The 17,603-nt window shown below is 53.5% G+C and carries 14 protein-coding genes, 2 tRNA genes and 2 rRNA genes; 12 read left to right on the top strand and 6 right to left on the bottom strand.

Features of this window, described 5'->3' with window-relative positions:
• Positions 1-86 precede the first annotated feature (86 nt).
• The 4 genes from OKF39_RS05195 to dkgB all read left to right on the top strand — a co-directional run bounded on the left by OKF39_RS05195 (position 87) and on the right by dkgB (position 4,276).
• Positions 87-2,989: ribosomal RNA gene (locus OKF39_RS05195) — 23S ribosomal RNA — on the top strand.
• Between the two features lie 74 nt (positions 2,990-3,063).
• Positions 3,064-3,179: ribosomal RNA gene (gene rrf / locus OKF39_RS05200) — 5S ribosomal RNA — on the top strand.
• A 56-nt stretch (positions 3,180-3,235) separates the two neighbouring features.
• Positions 3,236-3,312, top strand: a tRNA-Asp gene (locus tag OKF39_RS05205).
• A gap of 160 nt (positions 3,313-3,472) precedes the next feature.
• Positions 3,473-4,276 carry a 2,5-didehydrogluconate reductase DkgB gene (dkgB, locus tag OKF39_RS05210; RefSeq protein WP_193532806.1) on the top strand — a complete coding sequence of 268 codons (804 nt, stop codon included), beginning with the start codon at positions 3,473-3,475 and terminating at the stop codon, positions 4,274-4,276.
• Between the two features lie 28 nt (positions 4,277-4,304).
• On the opposite strand, the gene yafC is transcribed toward dkgB, so the two are convergent.
• Entirely contained in the window at positions 4,305-5,210 is a 906-nt protein-coding gene (gene yafC, locus OKF39_RS05215) for a DNA-binding transcriptional regulator YafC (RefSeq protein ID WP_479983543.1), read from the bottom strand.
• Between the two features lie 104 nt (positions 5,211-5,314).
• On the opposite strand from yafC, the gene OKF39_RS05220 reads away from it, so the two are divergent.
• The 3 genes from OKF39_RS05220 (at position 5,315) to OKF39_RS05230 (ending at position 8,277) form a co-directional block, all read left to right on the top strand.
• The gene (locus OKF39_RS05220; protein ID WP_479983544.1) at positions 5,315-6,490 is read left to right on the top strand and encodes an MFS transporter; all 1,176 of its coding nucleotides are present in this window, start codon (positions 5,315-5,317) and stop codon (positions 6,488-6,490) included.
• A 136-nt stretch (positions 6,491-6,626) separates the two neighbouring features.
• Positions 6,627-7,427, top strand: coding sequence for an endonuclease/exonuclease/phosphatase family protein (locus OKF39_RS05225; protein ID WP_028015605.1), 801 nt, complete (start codon positions 6,627-6,629; stop codon positions 7,425-7,427).
• Positions 7,428-7,503: 76 nt separating this feature from the next.
• Positions 7,504-8,277, top strand: a complete 774-nt coding sequence (locus tag OKF39_RS05230; RefSeq protein WP_028015606.1) for a class I SAM-dependent methyltransferase — start codon at positions 7,504-7,506, stop codon at positions 8,275-8,277.
• A gap of 52 nt (positions 8,278-8,329) precedes the next feature.
• On the opposite strand, the gene mltD is transcribed toward OKF39_RS05230, so the two are convergent.
• Entirely contained in the window at positions 8,330-9,694 is a 1,365-nt protein-coding gene (gene mltD, locus OKF39_RS05235) for a murein transglycosylase D (RefSeq protein ID WP_041911175.1), read from the bottom strand.
• A gap of 68 nt (positions 9,695-9,762) precedes the next feature.
• Entirely contained in the window at positions 9,763-10,521 is a 759-nt protein-coding gene (gene gloB / locus OKF39_RS05240) for a hydroxyacylglutathione hydrolase (RefSeq protein WP_479983545.1), read from the bottom strand.
• Positions 10,522-10,553: 32 nt separating this feature from the next.
• On the opposite strand from gloB, the gene OKF39_RS05245 reads away from it, so the two are divergent.
• Positions 10,554-11,270 carry a class I SAM-dependent methyltransferase gene (locus tag OKF39_RS05245; protein ID WP_028015609.1) on the top strand — a complete coding sequence of 239 codons (717 nt, stop codon included), beginning with the start codon at positions 10,554-10,556 and terminating at the stop codon, positions 11,268-11,270.
• On the opposite strand, the gene rnhA is transcribed toward OKF39_RS05245, so the two are convergent.
• Positions 11,271-11,738: a ribonuclease HI gene (gene rnhA, locus OKF39_RS05250; RefSeq protein ID WP_028015610.1), complete on the bottom strand. Its 468-nt coding sequence runs from the start codon at positions 11,736-11,738 to the stop codon at positions 11,271-11,273. It abuts the gene before it with no gap.
• A 64-nt stretch (positions 11,739-11,802) separates the two neighbouring features.
• Here rnhA and dnaQ point away from each other — a divergent pair, with 64 nt between their 5' ends.
• Together dnaQ and OKF39_RS05260 are read left to right on the top strand one after the other, a co-directional pair.
• Entirely contained in the window at positions 11,803-12,534 is a 732-nt protein-coding gene (gene dnaQ, locus OKF39_RS05255) for a DNA polymerase III subunit epsilon (RefSeq protein WP_028015611.1), read from the top strand.
• Between the two features lie 132 nt (positions 12,535-12,666).
• Positions 12,667-12,743 (top strand) — tRNA-Asp (locus OKF39_RS05260).
• 37 nt (positions 12,744-12,780) lie between these two features.
• Here OKF39_RS05260 and OKF39_RS05265 read toward each other — a convergent pair.
• A complete protein-coding gene (locus tag OKF39_RS05265) occupies positions 12,781-13,713 on the bottom strand; it encodes a DMT family transporter (protein ID WP_479983546.1) in 933 nt (310 codons plus the stop codon).
• Positions 13,714-13,814: 101 nt separating this feature from the next.
• Between OKF39_RS05265 and OKF39_RS05270 the strand changes: the two genes are divergently transcribed.
• A complete protein-coding gene (locus OKF39_RS05270; protein WP_336223080.1) occupies positions 13,815-14,729 on the top strand; it encodes a LysR family transcriptional regulator in 915 nt (304 codons plus the stop codon).
• A gap of 144 nt (positions 14,730-14,873) precedes the next feature.
• A complete protein-coding gene (locus tag OKF39_RS05275) occupies positions 14,874-16,820 on the top strand; it encodes a TonB-dependent copper receptor (RefSeq protein ID WP_479983547.1) in 1,947 nt (648 codons plus the stop codon).
• A 78-nt stretch (positions 16,821-16,898) separates the two neighbouring features.
• On the opposite strand, the gene OKF39_RS05280 is transcribed toward OKF39_RS05275, so the two are convergent.
• Complete coding sequence (locus OKF39_RS05280; RefSeq protein ID WP_479983548.1) at positions 16,899-17,585, bottom strand: LuxR C-terminal-related transcriptional regulator; 687 nt, start codon at positions 17,583-17,585, stop codon at positions 16,899-16,901.
• Between the last annotated feature and the right edge of the window lie 18 nt (positions 17,586-17,603).

The following is a 17,603-nucleotide window of genomic DNA, read 5'->3' on the forward strand; positions in this document are numbered from 1 at the left end:
CTGAAAATTGAAACGACACATCTTTAAGGTGTGTTCGAGTCTCTCAAATTTTCGCAATCATGAAGTGAAACATCTTCGGGTTGTGAGGTTAAGCGACTAAGCGTACACGGTGGATGCCCTGGCAGTCAGAGGCGATGAAGGACGTGCTAATCTGCGAAAAGCGACGGCGAGGTGATATGAACCTTTGACCCGTCGATGTCCGAATGGGGAAACCCAGTGTGTTTCGACACACTATCGTTAACTGAATACATAGGTTAACGAGGCGAACCGGGGGAACTGAAACATCTAAGTACCCCGAGGAAAAGAAATCAACCGAGATTCCCCCAGTAGCGGCGAGCGAACGGGGAGCAGCCCGGAGTCTGAATCAGCTTGTGTGTTAGTGGAAGCGTCTGGAAAGTCGCACGGTACAGGGTGACAGTCCCGTACACGAAAATGCACAGGTTGTGAACTCGAAGAGTAGGGCGGGACACGTGGTATCCTGTCTGAATATGGGGGGACCATCCTCCAAGGCTAAATACTCCTGACTGACCGATAGTGAACCAGTACCGTGAGGGAAAGGCGAAAAGAACCCCGGCGAGGGGAGTGAAAAAGAACCTGAAACCGTGTACGTACAAGCAGTGGGAGCACCTTCGGGTGTGACTGCGTACCTTTTGTATAATGGGTCAGCGACTTATATTCTGTAGCAAGGTTAACCGTATAGGGGAGCCGCAGGGAAACCGAGTCTTAACTGGGCGTTAAGTTGCAGGGTATAGACCCGAAATCCGGTGATCTAGCCATGGGCAGGTTGAAGGTTGGGTAACACTAACTGGAGGACCGAACCGACTAATGTTGAAAAATTAGCGGATGACCTGTGGCTGGGGGTGAAAGGCCAATCAAACCGGGAGATAGCTGGTTCTCCCCGAAAGCTATTTAGGTAGCGCCTCGTGAACTCATCTTCGGGGGTAGAGCACTGTTTCGGCTAGGGGGCCATCCCGGCTTACCAACCCGATGCAAACTACGAATACCGAAGAATGTTATCACGGGAGACACACGGCGGGTGCTAACGTCCGTCGTGAAGAGGGAAACAACCCAGACCGCCAGCTAAGGTCCCAAAGTCATGGTTAAGTGGGAAACGATGTGGGAAGGCACAGACAGCCAGGATGTTGGCTTAGAAGCAGCCATCATTTAAAGAAAGCGTAATAGCTCACTGGTCGAGTCGGCCTGCGCGGAAGATGTAACGGGGCTAAACCATGCACCGAAGCTGCGGCAGCGACACTATGTGTTGTTGGGTAGGGGAGCGTTCTGTAAGCCGTTGAAGGTGTGCTGTGAGGCATGCTGGAGGTATCAGAAGTGCGAATGCTGACATAAGTAACGATAAAGCGGGTGAAAAGCCCGCTCGCCGGAAGACCAAGGGTTCCTGTCCAACGTTAATCGGGGCAGGGTGAGTCGACCCCTAAGGCGAGGCCGAAAGGCGTAGTCGATGGGAAACAGGTTAATATTCCTGTACTTGGTGTTACTGCGAAGGGGGGACGGAGAAGGCTATGTCAGCCGGGCGACGGTTTTCCCGGTTTAAGCGTGTAGGTGTGTGTTCCAGGCAAATCCGGTTCACTTTAACACTGAGGCGTGATGACGAGGCACTACGGTGCTGAAGTGATAAATGCCCTGCTTCCAGGAAAAGCCTCTAAGCATCAGGTAACACGAAATCGTACCCCAAACCGACACAGGTGGTCAGGTAGAGAATACCAAGGCGCTTGAGAGAACTCGGGTGAAGGAACTAGGCAAAATGGTGCCGTAACTTCGGGAGAAGGCACGCTGATATGTAGGTGAAGTCCCTGCGGACGGAGCTGAAATCAGTCGAAGATACCAGCTGGCTGCAACTGTTTATTAAAAACACAGCACTGTGCAAACACGAAAGTGGACGTATACGGTGTGACGCCTGCCCGGTGCCGGAAGGTTAATTGATGGGGTTAGCGGCAACGCGAAGCTCTTGATCGAAGCCCCGGTAAACGGCGGCCGTAACTATAACGGTCCTAAGGTAGCGAAATTCCTTGTCGGGTAAGTTCCGACCTGCACGAATGGCGTAATGATGGCCAGGCTGTCTCCACCCGAGACTCAGTGAAATTGAACTCGCTGTGAAGATGCAGTGTACCCGCGGCAAGACGGAAAGACCCCGTGAACCTTTACTATAGCTTGACACTGAACACTGGTCCTTGATGTGTAGGATAGGTGGGAGGCTTTGAAGCGTGGACGCCAGTCTGCGTGGAGCCGTCCTTGAAATACCACCCTTTAATGGCTGGTGTTCTAACGTGGACCCGTGATCCGGGTTGCGGACAGTGTCTGGTGGGTAGTTTGACTGGGGCGGTCTCCTCCCAAAGAGTAACGGAGGAGCACGAAGGTTAGCTAATCCTGGTCGGACATCAGGAGGTTAGTGCAATGGCATAAGCTAGCTTGACTGCGAGAGTGACGGCTCGAGCAGGTGCGAAAGCAGGTCATAGTGATCCGGTGGTTCTGAATGGAAGGGCCATCGCTCAACGGATAAAAGGTACTCCGGGGATAACAGGCTGATACCGCCCAAGAGTTCATATCGACGGCGGTGTTTGGCACCTCGATGTCGGCTCATCACATCCTGGGGCTGAAGTAGGTCCCAAGGGTATGGCTGTTCGCCATTTAAAGTGGTACGCGAGCTGGGTTTAGAACGTCGTGAGACAGTTCGGTCCCTATCTGCCGTGGGCGCTGGAGAATTGAGGGGGGCTGCTCCTAGTACGAGAGGACCGGAGTGGACGCATCACTGGTGTTCGGGTTGTCATGCCAATGGCACTGCCCGGTAGCTAAATGCGGAAGAGATAAGTGCTGAAAGCATCTAAGCACGAAACTTGCCCCGAGATGAGTTCTCCCTGAGACTTTAAGTCTCCTGAAGGAACGTTGAAGACGACGACGTTGATAGGCCGGGTGTGTAAGCGCAGCGATGCGTTGAGCTAACCGGTACTAATGAACCGTGAGGCTTAACCTTACAACGCCGAAGATGTTTTGGCGGTGAGAGACAGAACAATCAAGTTTCAGCCTGATACAGATTAACAGAATTTGCCTGGCGGCTTTAGCGCGGTGGTCCCACCTGACCCCATGCCGAACTCAGAAGTGAAACGCCGTAGCGCCGATGGTAGTGTGGGGTCTCCCCATGTGAGAGTAGGGAACTGCCAGGCATCAAATTAAGTAGTAAGCCGGTGCATAAATCCGGTGGTTACAAGCAGTCTTCGGTGGAGCGGTAGTTCAGTCGGTTAGAATACCTGCCTGTCACGCAGGGGGTCGCGGGTTCGAGTCCCGTCCGTTCCGCCACTTATTAAAAGCCCTGAGTTAACGCTCAGGGCTTTTTTCATATCTGACGATTAATTATTGCGATATTAGCAAAAATCCTCTGCGTTTTACGATCTTTTTCTCTATAACACCGCCAGCGATAATCGTCCTCAGTTAACGAACATAACGATTGAGGAATATTATGACTCTCCCTGCATTCGGTCTTGGCACTTTCCGCCTGAAAGACGACGTAGTTATCGCATCAGTTAAAACCGCTCTTGAACTTGGCTATCGCGCAATTGATACGGCACAGATCTATGAAAACGAAGCTGCCGTTGGACAGGCTCTTGAAGAGAGCGGTGTACCGCGTAATGAACTGTTCATCACCACCAAAATCTGGATCGAAAACCTCAGCAAAGACAAGCTCATTCCAAGCCTGAAAGAGAGCCTGAAGAAACTGCGTACCGACTATGTCGATCTGACGCTGATCCACTGGCCGTCACCGAACGATGCCGTTTCTGTGGAAGAGTTCATGCAGGCGCTGTTGGAAGCGAAAAAGCAGGGCCTGACCCGTGAAATTGGTATTTCCAACTTCACCATCCCGCTGATGGAAAAAGCCATTGCCGCAGTTGGCGCAGAGAATATTGCGACCAACCAGATCGAGCTGTCTCCATACCTGCAAAACCGCAAAGTCGTGGACTGGGCAAAACAGCACGGGATCCACATCACCTCTTACATGACGCTGGCCTACGGTAAGGCTCTGAAAGACGAGGTAATTATCCGTATCGCAGAGAAACATAACGCGACTGCTGCGCAGGTTATTCTGGCATGGGCAATGGGTGAAGGCTATGCCGTGATCCCATCATCAACCAAGCGCGAAAACCTGGCCAGCAACCTGCTAGCGCTGGATCTTGATCTGGATGACGATGATAAAAAAGCGATCGCAGCACTGGAGTGCAACGACCGCCTGGTGAGCCCGGAAGGTTTAGCCCCTGACTGGGATTAATAAGACCCTCCCTCTGTAACCCGAACCCTCACACAGCTCCTCCGGGAGCTGTTTTTATATGCTCGCTCAGGAAGTCGATAAAGGCGCGTATGCGCGTGCTTACCGCTCTGTCGCTGTAATACACCGCGCTGAAAGGCATCTCGACCGGCAAACGTTTATCGGCCATTAGCTCTACCAGTTCACCCCGCGCTATCTCTTTATCAATCATATAGTCTGACAAGCAGGCGATCCCATTCCCTTCCAGGCAAAGCTGCTTCAGCGTTTCTCCGCTGTTAGACGATAATCCGCAGGTAATTTCATGAAGCTGGCCATCATGACAGGCAACAGGCCAGGTGTTCAGCGACACCGGCTCCGTAAAGCCCAGGCACAGATGCTGCTTCAGTTCTTCAACCGTCTCCGGTTTACCATGTTCAGCAATATACTGTGGCGACGCGATAATTTTACGGTAGCTGGCAAACAGCGGGCGGGCCCGCAGGCTGGAATCCGTCAGGGTTCCCGCCCGAATAGCCACATCCACTTTCCGCTCGATGAGGTTAATAAACGTCTCGGACGAGACCAGAGAGAGCGTCATCTCCGGATAGCGTTCACGGAAAGGTTTGATGAACGGCATCAGAAAATGAAGCACAACCGGCGTGGCAGCATCAATGCGCAGCAACCCGCGCGGCGTGCTGCGGGTTTCCATAATCTCCGTCTCCGCTGCGGCCATCTCCTGCAGCACCGACTGCACGCGGCGGAAATAACGTTCCCCTTCTTCCGTCAGGCTGAGCTGCCGCGTCGTTCGGTTGAGCAGACTCACCCCGAGCTTCATCTCCAGCTTTTTCACCGAACGGCTAATGGCCGAGTTAGCCTGTCCCAGCTGCTCGGCTGCGCGGCTAAAGCTGCCGCTTTCGACGACGGCGACAAAGATTGTCAGCTCTTCAGACGTAGCTTTCATTGTTGCACCACCTGCAAAATTCTATTGATATTTTGACCATTTTTGTTATTTAAGCACTGGCGCATACTGCCTGTCATCTTAATCCTGATGATACGGAGTATTTTATGCCACTGGCGCTACTTGCCCTGACGATCAGTGCCTTTGCAATTGGCACGGCCGAATTTGTTATCGTGGGACTGGTTCCCACCATCGCTAACCAGCTTGCCATCTCGCTGCCCTCAGCCGGGTTGCTGGTGTCCATCTACGCCCTGGGCGTTGCCGTCGGCGCGCCGGTGCTGACGGCCCTGACCGGACGTTTTCCGCGTAAGCAGCTGTTAGTCGCGCTGATGGTGCTGTTTACCGCCGGGAACATTCTGGCCTGGCAGGCACCGGACTACACCACGCTGGTGATTGCCCGCCTGCTGACCGGTCTGGCACACGGCGTGTTCTTCTCAATTGGTTCCACCATTGCAACCAGCCTGGTCCCCAAAGAGAAAGCGGCTTCAGCGATCGCGATCATGTTCGGTGGGTTGACCGTCGCACTGGTCACAGGCGTACCGTTGGGAACGTTTATCGGACAGCATTTCGGCTGGCGTGAAACGTTTCTGGCCGTCTCCTTACTGGGCGTTATCGCTCTGGTGACTAGCCTGCTGCTGGTACCGTCGAATATCCCGGGCCGGGCGAGCGCCAGCCTGCGCGATCAGCTGAAAGTGCTTACCCATCCGCGTTTGCTTATCATCTATGCGGTTACGGCTCTGGGCTATGGCGGCGTATTCACTGCCTTCACCTTCCTGGCACCGATGATGCAGGACCTGGCGGGCTTCTCCCCGAATGCCGTGAGCTGGATTTTGCTGGGATACGGTATTTCTGTGGCCATTGGCAATATCTGGGGCGGTAAGCTTGCGGATAAGCATGGTGCGGTACCGGCGCTGAAATTTATCTTCGCCGCCCTGGTGGTTCTGCTGATGATTTTCCAGTTCACGGCTTCAATGCAATACGCCGCGCTGGTCACGGTACTGGTGATGGGGATCTTCGCCTTCGGTAATGTGCCAGGGCTTCAGGTTTACGTTGTCCAGAAAGCCGAGCTCTATACGCCGAATGCGGTGGATGTGGCATCCGGTCTGAATATTGCCGCTTTTAATATTGGTATCGCGCTGGGCTCCATTATTGGCGGACAAACCGTCGAACACTTCGGATTAACCCAGACCCCATGGATTGGCGCGGTGATTGTCCTGGTCGCCTTCCTGCTGATCGGCCTGAGTGGACGCCTCGATAAGCCAGCCCGCGTAGCGCTGGGATAACATCAGTAAGTGCTTGCTTACAAAACTGGAAAGCGGTTTCTCAGAAATTGCGTTGAAAGTGTGACCTAAAGTCCCTATAACATTAGAACCAGTCCGTTTTCAGGGCTGGTTCATGTTACAGGGGCTGTTTCCAAAAGTGCGAAAAAATACCTATGCCATGCGTTATGTTGCCGGAATGCCCGCGGAGAGGATCTTACCTCCGGGGTCGTTTGCGAGCATAAGCCAGGCATTACCCGCCGGCACACCGTTAAGCAGCGATGATAAAATCCGGGTTCTGGTCTGGAATATCTTCAAGCAGCAGCGCGCGGAGTGGTTATCGGTACTCAAAAATTTTGGAAAAGATGCCCACCTGGTTCTGCTCCAGGAGGCGCAAACTACCCCTGAACTGGTACGGTTTGCCACCACGAATTACCTTGCCGCCGACCAGGTGCCGGCATTTGTCCTGCCGCAGCATCCCTCTGGCGTAATGACGCTTTCTGCTGCCCATCCGGTCTACTGTTGCCCGCTCCGCGAGCGCGAACCTATCCTGCGCCTGGCGAAATCAGCGCTGGTGACGGTCTATCCTCTGCCGGATACCCGTATGCTGATGGTCGTCAATATCCACGCGGTAAACTTTAGCCTCGGCGTGGATGTGTATAGTAAGCAGTTACTTCCTATTGGCGATCAGATTGCGCATCACAGCGGGCCCATCATCATGGCCGGCGATTTTAATGCCTGGAGCCGTCCGCGCATGAATGCGCTGTATCGCTTTGCGCGCGAAATGTCGCTGCGTGAAGTTCGCTTCAGTGATGATCAGCGTAAAAAAGCTTTTGGTCGTCCTCTCGACTTTGTCTTCTATCGCGGTTTGAGCGTGCACGACGCCTCCGTTCTGGTGACGCGCGCTTCGGATCACAACCCTCTACTCGTTGAATTCAGTCCCGGCAAACCTGATAAATAATGGTGTGTCAGGTCTGCCGTGGGGCAGGCCGCGCGGGTGCTGCCCTTTTATTTTTTAACCAACAAAGGACAGTACGATGACAACAACACACTCCCATCATGACAACGTAGAAAAACAGTTTGGTTCTCAGGCAAGTGCTTATCTGAGCAGCGCCGTGCATGCTTCAGGTCGCGATCTGGTGCGTCTCGGTGAACGTCTGGCGGCATTCCCGCAGGCGCACGTGCTGGACCTGGGATGTGGGGCAGGGCACGCCAGCTTTACGGCTGCGCAGCAGGTAGCCCACGTTACCGCATATGATTTATCGAGCCAAATGCTGGACGTCGTTGCTGAGGCGGCGAAAGCGAAAGGGCTGAACAATATTGATACGCGGCAGGGCTATGCGGAGTCTTTACCGTTTGATGACGCGTCGTTTGATGTCGCGATCAGCCGGTATTCCGCACACCACTGGCATGACGTCGGCCAGGCATTGCGCGAAGTCAGACGTGTTCTGAAGCCGGGTGGCACCTTCATCATTATGGACGTGATGTCTCCCGGACATCCGGTGCGTAATATCTGGCTGCAGACGGTCGAAGCGCTGCGCGACACCTCGCACGTGCAAAACTACGCCAGCGGGGAGTGGTTATCGTTTATCACTGAAGCCGGGCTGATTGCGCGCTCGTTAATAACAGACCGTTTACCGCTGGAGTTCAGCTCCTGGATAGCCCGTATGCGTACCCCGGAGGCGTTAAGCCAGGCAATTAGGCTTTACCAGGAGAGTGCGTCCGCAGAGGTGAAGGCGTACTTTGAACTGCAGGCGGATGGCTCATTTACGAGCGATACCATCATGGCTGAAGCGCAAAAAGCGGGATAAACAAAAAAGGCACCGAGGGGAATCGGTGCCTTTTTATCTTTCGATCGTGTTATCAGGAGTCTGGCGTGGCGCTGTTCTTCACAAACAGCGTCAGCTGGTCGCCCGGTTTCAGATTGTCAGTATCATTATTCCAGCGCATCACATCTTTGATGTTCACGCCGTGTCGTTTTGCGATACTGGACAGTGAATCGCCTTTGCGCACGCGATAGGTGATGCTATCGCTGTTGCTGGCGAGACGCTGTGCGCTGTTACCTGCACCCACCGTCAGTGTCTGACCCACCTTCAGCCCAGAGCTGCGCAGATTATTCCACTGCTGCAGATCTTTCGCCGTCACGCCAAGACGTGAGGCAATGCCTGAAAGGGTATCCCCTGAACGCACCTTATAGCTGCGGCTGCTAACGGATGAAGCATCGGCGATCAGCGTTGACTGAACGGCGGCAATTTCACCCGATGCTAAAGACTCACGTAACTGCGCCGCATGTTTCTGCGGAACCATCACATACTGCGGGCCGCTTGCCCCCAGCGTCGAGCCTTTAACGCCTGCATTAAAGGTTTTCAATTTACTTACCGACATACCCGTCATATCAGCAACTTGTTGAATATCAACCGGATTGCTGAGGCGCACGCGCGCCAGTGCACGACTTTCGTCTGGTGTTGGCAGTTGTACACCGTAACGCTTGCTGTTCTTGAGAATATCGCTCAAGGCCAGCATCTTCGGTACGTAAATCTTCGTTTCCTGTGGCAGTGAGAGCGACCAAAAATCGGTGGATTTACCCCGTGCTTTATTCGCTTTCATTGCCTTCAGTACACGACCTTCGCCACTGTTATACGCTGCGACCGTTAACAGCCAGTCGCCGTCAAACATCTTGTTCAGACGTTGCATCATGTCGAGAGCGGCTGTCGTTGAAGCGACAACATCGCGACGCGCATCATAGTTGCGGGTCTGTTTCAGACCATAGTTTCGCCCGGTGCTCGGAATGATCTGCCAAATGCCTGCGGCATTGGCGCCAGACGTCGCGTGTGGGTCAAAAGCGCTCTCCACTATGGGTAGGAGTACCAGCTCCATAGGCATGTTACGTTTTTTAACTTGCCCGGCTATCCAGTACATATACGGCTCTGCCCGTAACGTTACATCGTGGAGATAGCTCTTATTTCTTAAATACTTCTGTTTCTGTTCGCGAATCCGGCTGTTTTCCGGAATTCCCATCTTTAGCTCGTCGCCAATAGAGGTCCACAAGTCTTGCTCCTGCGCGAAAGATGTCCCATCGTCCATCCAGCGCGCCGAACTTGTAAACTTCCCTGCTTCCCCTTGACCAGCTGCAGAAAGGCTCTGTGCGTGCTGTTGTACGTTGCTGCCGTTCTGCGACTGGCAACCTACAAGCAGGACAGAGGCGAGTAATATCGCTTTTGCCTTCATGTGTGTGTCAATAGTTGCTTAAAAGACGAGCGATGATAACGGCGAAATTTTGAAAAGGCAACCCGCATTTATCTGAAGTTATCTTTCTTTGACCTTAACCATGCAAATCGCTGTTCAGGTTGTTGCAAATTTGTTTCTTGGTTAATTTTATTAATTAAATCAATATCATCTGTTCGTAAAAATAAATTAATCTGGCGCTCATTTTTCAGAATTACGGGCAGTGTATTTTGGTTTTTTGCACGTAACTCCTTCACTTTGTGATAATAATCCTGAATCGCCCGATCCTCAGGTAAGAGGCTTGCAGCAAACTTCATATTTCCTAATGTATACTCATGGGCGCAACAAATAAGAGTGTCATCCGGTAACGCACTAATCTTTTGTAAAGACTGATACATCTGTTCCGGCGTGCCTTCAAACAGTCTTCCGCAGCCGCCAGAGAACAAGGTGTCGCCACAAAAAAGATAAGGTTTGCTGTAGAAACACAGATGTCCCAAAGTGTGACCCGGTGTAGCAAATACGGAAAACTCCCACTCGTGGATGAGGATATTTTCGCCTTCTTCGACTACTTGCGTCGTTCCCTTATTTTGTGTCTCAGCCGGTCCGTACACCACAAGATGCGGAAATTGGGCGCGCAGTTCCTGCACGCCGCCAGTATGATCGTTATGATGATGCGTCAACAGAATGGCGTCAGGCTGCCAGCCGTTATCATTTATGGCGCGCAGTGCAGGGGCGGATTCGCCGGGATCGACAATGACGCATCGACGATCGTCATCGATCAAAACCCAGATGTAATTGTCCTCAAAAGCGGGAATACTGATAAGATTCATACATTACCTCTTATAGCGTGGCGGGTGTTTTGATGAAACCGGCAAGGATACCTCAGACTGTCGCAGCACCGGAACGTTGGGCGGAATTGCCCTGGGGTGAATACTATCGCGAAGCACTGGAGCAGCAGCTGAAGCCCTGGCTCGCGAAAATGTATGGCTTTCACCTGCTTAAGATTGGCAATCTCAGCGCGGAAATCAATACCGAAAGCTGCGCTATCTCACATCAGGTTAACGTCTCTCTCGGCGGATCGCCGGTTCAGGTGAAGGCAGACCCGTTGCATCTGCCATTTGCAGAGAAATCCGTTGATGCATGCCTTCTTGCACACGCGTTGCCCTGGTGCAGCGATCCTCACCGTATGCTGCGTGAAGCCGATCGCGTTCTGATTGATGACGGCTGGCTGATCCTCAGCGGATTCAATCCGCTGAGCCTGATGGGGCTGCGCAAGCTGGTGCCCGTGCTGCGCCGAACGCCACCCTATAACAGCCGAATGTTCACCATGATGCGCCAGCTCGACTGGCTTTCACTGCTGAACTTTGAAGTGCTTTGCTACGGCGGTTTTCAGGTACTGCCGTGGGCGCGGAAGGGGGGAGTGTTGTTAAGCACGCATTTGCCCGCCTTAGGCTGCATGCAGTTTATCGTCGCGCGTAAGCGAACCATCCCCCTTACGCTTAACCCGATGAAGCAGAGCAAATCGAAAACGCCTATCCGGCAGACCGTTGGCGCAACGCGGCAGTACAGAAAGCCCTGATCAGGATTCAGGCTGGTAGCCTGCATCCTCATGGGCCGGGTTTAAAGCCGCCGCGCGCGCCAGTTCGTCGCAGCGTTCGTTCTCAGGGTGACCAGCATGCCCTTTTACCCATTCCCATTTTATTTGGTGCTGACCTAATGCCGCATCCAGCCGCTTCCAGAGATCGACATTTTTAACCGGCTTTTTATCCGCAGTTTTCCAGCCGCGTTTTTTCCAGTTGTGGATCCACTGGGTGATACCCTGGCGCACGTACTGGCTGTCGGTACTGAGCACCACGTCGCAGTGTTCTTTTAAGGCTTCCAGCGCCACAATGGCCGCCATCAACTCCATACGGTTGTTGGTGGTCAGGAAATAGCCTTCGCTAAAAGTTTTTTCATGCTGGCGATAGCGCATAATCGCGCCGTAGCCGCCGGGCCCTGGGTTGCCGAGACAAGATCCATCGGTGAAAATTTCTACCTGTTTACGCATCTCTGGTAGACTTCCTGTATTTGAAACGTTCAGTTAAACGATAAGTCTGACATAAATGACCGCTATGAGCACTGCAATTACTCGCCAGATTGTCCTCGATACCGAAACCACCGGTATGAACCAGATCGGCGCGCACTACGAAGGGCATAAGATCATTGAGATCGGTGCCGTTGAAGTGGTGAACCGTCGTCTCACGGGGAACAACTTCCATGTGTATCTCAAACCCGATCGGCTGGTGGATCCAGAGGCGTTCGGCGTTCACGGTATTGCCGATGAGTTCTTGCTGGATAAACCGACCTTTGGAGAGGTGGCAGACGAGTTTCTGGAGTACATCAAAGGCGCCGAACTCATTATCCATAACGCCTCGTTCGATATCGGCTTTATGGACTATGAGTTTAGTAAGCTCCATCGCGATATTCCGAAAACAAACACCTTTTGCAAAGTGACCGATAGCCTGGCGCTGGCGAGGAAGATGTTTCCCGGCAAGCGTAACAGCCTCGATGCGCTCTGTTCACGTTACGAAATAGACAACACCAAGCGAACGCTGCACGGGGCATTGCTCGATGCCCAGATCCTGGCCGACGTCTATCTGGCAATGACCGGCGGACAAACGTCGATGAAGTTCAGTATGGAAAATGAGTCACAGCAGACGCAGGGCGAAGCGGGCATTCAGCGCGTTGTCCGTCAGGCAAGCCGCTTGCGGGTTGTTTTAGCCAGTGATGAAGAGCTACTTAACCATGAATCCCGTCTCGACCTGGTTCAGAAGAAGGGCGGAAGCTGTATGTGGCGCGCCTGAAAAAACGCCACAATGCCTGTAAAATCATCGGTTGGGTGAATTTTGCAGCAAACGATTCAAAACGTGAGAAAAAGCGTTGACGAGATCGGAGGCACACCGTAATATGCGCCTCGTTCCCCAAGCGGGAACAGTGGAGCGGTAGTTCAGTCGGTTAGAATACCTGCCTGTCACGCAGGGGGTCGCGGGTTCGAGTCCCGTCCGTTCCGCCACTATTCAGGCCCACGTTATTTATAACGTGGGCCTTTTTCATATCTGTACTTTTTCGTCTGCGCGTTCGCTCTTCGCGACTTTCCTTTGCGAGGCGCGAGAGCAGAGGGCAATGCCAAACAGAATTAGTACCGTGCTGACCAGATGATACGAATGCAACGTAACGTGCAGGAACATCACGCTGAACAGACCGCCGCTCAGCGGAATAAGGTGGGAATAAATCTCCCCGCGGGTTGCACCGATAGCCGCAATGCCTTTATTCCACAGCAGGTAAGAGAGCCAGGAAGGAAAGACCACCAGGTACATCAGCCCGCTTAAAAAGCCCGGTGCGGTATAGGCCGTCCAGTCAGGTAAGCCGGTCTTTATCAACGATATCGCCAGTACCGGTAACAACACCAGGGCACCGAGGACCGCGCTCACGGCCACAAAGGCATTCCCACCGACGCTTTTCGGCTTCATCCGCAAGAAAGCACAATAAACGGCCCAGCTGGCGGCAGAGCCCATGGTCCAGATATCGCCGCGATTCAGATTTTTAAGCGTATCCAGATGCAGCAGATCGCCCTGCATGACCAGCCAGACGACGCCCAATGAACTGAGAACAACGCCAGCAATATTCTGTACTGATATTTTCTCTTTAAAGACCAGCTTATTTATCAATAAAACCAGGACAGGCGTTGTAGATAAATAAATAGCTGCATTAAGAGATGAAGTATATTGCAGACCGATATACAGCGTGAGTGGGAACATAACCTGTCCGCACAGCGCAAGAAATATGATCGTACCTTTCGCCTTTTTCATCATCGGCCACTGGGCGCGAATCTGTCTGATATAAAGCATCGATAAAAGAAGAGCCGTAATTATCCAGCGTGCGGCGGATAATATAATCGGGTCTGCATGCGCCACCAGTAAATGACCGACGACATAATTACCCCCCCAAAAACAGGCCGCGAGACTGAGTAAAAAATAGGGCATAGAGGCTCCTGATAATAAACATTTTGTCTGCCTTTAGAGTACTGCCGGTGCAGAATTAAATGCTAATATAATATTTTCATCTCACGGTATTGGCTGAAACTATGAAGTTTACTCTCAGGCAACTTGAGTTCTACATTGCGTTAGCGGAAACATTACAAATTTCCAAAGCGGCCAGCCGTTGTCATATATCGCAATCTTCCATGACGGTCTCTATGCGCAACCTGGAGGAGGCGGTGAATGCCCCTCTCTTTATCCGTCATGCAAAAGGGATCCAGTTAACTCCCGTCGGCGAGCGATTTCTCAATCATGCCCGCAAGATCCTCCACGATAGCCGCGCGGCGGTGGAGGATCTCCATCAGCAGCCTGAGGCGATTAACGGCGTCGTGCGCATCGGCATTGCCGAAACCCTTTCCGCTTATCTGCTGCCCAATCTCTGGGGCGATATCGCGCAGCGTTTTCCGCTGCTGGAGACGGCATTTCATGAGGCGCCCGCATCGCAGCTGCTTCAGGCCTTGCGTCAGGGAGATCTCGATTTTTGTCTTTTGCTGACCTCCAATATCAGCCACGATAGTACGCTTGAGGTCGAAACGTGGATCCGTTCGCCGCGCCGGTTATGGACCGCCATCGGCCATCCTCTTCTCAGCGTGCCGGAGCTTCGGTTAAAGGATGTGGAAAAGGCGCCATTTCTGTTGCTGATGACGGACGATTATCCCGATGTGATATCCGACTACTGGCAAAGCAGGGGCTGCCATCCTGACATTCATTTTCGTACCAACTCCTTTGAGGCGATTCGAAGTCTGGTCGCGCAGGGAAAGGGGGTGACGATTTTATCCGATCTGGTCTATCGCCCGTGGGCGCTCGGCGGTCAGCGCGTGATCCGGCGCACCATTGACGACTGCATTACCTATATGGATGTGGGCATCGTCAAAAACGTCGGGCAGCCGCTTTCGCCGGCCTGTTTGCGGTTGATGGATTTTTTACGACAACAAACGGCACGTCTGGGCGAAGCGCGCTGAACTGCGTCCCTGAGATTTCCGTTATCCGCCAGATATTTCCTGATTTCCCTGAGGGCCTTCTTGCCCGCAGGTCGTGTATTCCGCTGCTGGGGATGAAGACAATAAGCGCCTTGCTTATTTTCTTTACCGAAACGGAATTGTGCTATGTCTGGTATCACCGCGAGCGGTATTCGTTCCCTGCTCGCCACCCGTCCACTCTTGTTGGTTCTCTGCTGTGCCACCGCTTTGCCGGCATACGCTGAAGAGTCGATGACCGTTGAGGGGTATTATCGCGATCCCGCGTCATTTATCGCTCCGGCTCATACTCCAGCAAAACAATTGCCTGCCAGCGACGGTGCGGGCGCGCTAAAAAACATCCCGGGTTTTTCCGTGCTGCGCAGCGGCGGGAGTAACGGCGATCCGGTGTTGCGCGGGATGTTCGGTTCCCGACTGACGTTGCTTGCAGACGGCGTCAGCACTCAGGGGGGCTGCGGCTCGCGCATGGATACCCCAACGGCCTATATCACTCCGCAAAGTTACGACACGATAACCGTCATCAAAGGCCCACAAAGCGTGCTCTGGGGGCCAATGGGGTCCGCCGGAACATTGCTTTTTGAACGCCAGCCGGACTATTTCAGCGTACCTGAGCTAAAAGGCAGCGCTGAGCTGCTGCGGGGCGCTAACGGACGCGCGGATCAAAACCTTAATCTCGCGTTTGGCGACCCGCGCGGCTACGTCCGCCTGGACGGTAATCATTCGGAGGCGGATGACTACCGGGATGGTCATGGCAACCGCGTGCCGGGCCTGTGGCGCAGATGGAACAGCGGCGTCACGGTTGGGCTCACGCCTGATGAGGACACGCTGGCGGAGCTAAGCGTGGGAGCCAGTGACGGTAAAGCCCGCTATGCGGGTCGGATGATGGATGGTAGCCGTTTTGCCCGTAAAAGCGCGGCGCTAAAACTGGAGAAATACCACCTGAGCGAGCACGTCAGCAAACTTAGCTGGCAGCTCTATGCCAATGATACTGACCACATTATGGATAACTACAGCCTGCGTCAGCCCGTTGGACCGAAGCGTAAGTCTGAAGTTGGCGGCGTGGTGATGGGCAGCCGCCTTGCCGGCGTGTGGGAAGATGAAACCACCACGCTTACCGCCGGCGCGGACGTAATGCGTAAAAGTCACCGTAAAAAAAACGCGGGATCGTGGCGTGACGATGCCCGTTTTACCCAGGCGGGGCTGTTTAGCGAATGGCGCCAGTCCGTCACGGCGGACGATACGGTCATCGTGGGTGCGAGACTGGATAGCATTCGCGCGGACGATCGGCGCAGCGCGCAAAATAGCTCCCGGCACGACCTCCTGCCCGGCGCATTCACGCGCTATGAGTATCGCGTACCTGACGCACCCGTCATGCTTTATAGCGGCATCGGTTATACCGAACGTTTTCCTGATTACTGGGAGCTATTTTCCGGCAAGGCTGGAGAACAAAGCTTTCGTCAGCTGAAAACAGAAAAGACCCTGCAATGGGATAGTGGCGTGCAGTTACACGGCGACAAGGTTAGCGCCTGGGCATCGGCCTATGTCGGGCGAACTACCGATTACATTTTGTTTGATTATAGCCGCACGCCGTCGCAGGCCAGCAACATCAATGCCGCCGTAATGGGCGCGGAGACGGGCGCAAGCTGGAGCCTGACGCCCAACTGGGCACTGACGGGAAGCCTGAGCTACGCCTGGGGCGAGAATCGTAGCGATAAACAGCCGCTGCCGCAGATGCCGCCGCTCGAAGGGCGGCTGGCGCTGGACTATACCGGGCAACAGTGGCGCACCGGATTACTGTGGCGTGTGGTTGCGCCGCAGCATCGCGTGGCGCAAAACAAAGGTAACGTCACCGGCCAGGATCTCGGCCCGAGCGCGGGGTTTGGTGTGCTTTCGTGGAGCGCGGGCTACACATTTAACGACCATTTTGAGTCCCGCGTGGGTATTGAGAATCTGTTCAATAAATACTACAGCGAGCACCTCAACCTGGCGGGCGCCAGCCAGTTCGGATACGCCGCAAATCAGCAAATCCCTGAACCGGGGCGCGTCTGGTGGCTGGCGATGACATACCATTTTTGATCCTGAGCGTCATTGCTGAGAGCGACCGTTGAGGCGTACGTTTGCCTCTACCGCCTGTTTACAGGCGGTTTTTTTATTTCAGATAGCAATATCGAACATTTGCGTTTTCGCCAGCAGGCAATAGAGCTGACAGTCGCTGTTTACCCCCAGTTTTTCCATCGCGCGCAGTTTATGGGCGCTGACGGTTTTATTACTCAAATGCAGCTGTCTGGCGATCTCTGTCAGACTCATCCCTTTGCAGAGCATACGCAACACATCAATTTCACGGGGCGAGAGCTCTTGCTCCGTTTGTGCGCCGGTCTGGAACAGGGAATGCATCAGCTCGCGCTCAATATAAACTTCCCCATTGATCACTGACGTCAGCGTTCTGCTCAGGGTTTTCTCACAGGTGTCCCGACTAATATAGGCTTTGGCGCCTGCCTCCAGCGACATGCGGATAAGCTGCGTGTTCTTGTAGGGTGAAAGCACAATGATTTTAAGCTGCGGATATTTACGGCTGAGCCATTTAATCAGCAATACGCCGTCCATTCCGTTGAGCGGGTTAACGGTTTGGCTGGTGGCAAGAGAAAAGCCAAGGAACAGAATGTCGACAGGCTGTTGGGATAGCAGTGAAAGCAGCTCAGATGGCGTTGCGGTATCGCCCTGAATGCAAAACTCCGGGCGGGGTGAGCCGTCGCTGAAAAGAGAGTGCATATTGGTGATCATGGATAAGACGCCACGACGGATAATGGTGTGCTCATCGGCAATAGCGATACGGACTTTCATGGTTTCTCCTTCGAAAAT

This window comes from Enterobacter cloacae complex sp. HYC042_NIDB, from assembly GCF_056673315.1.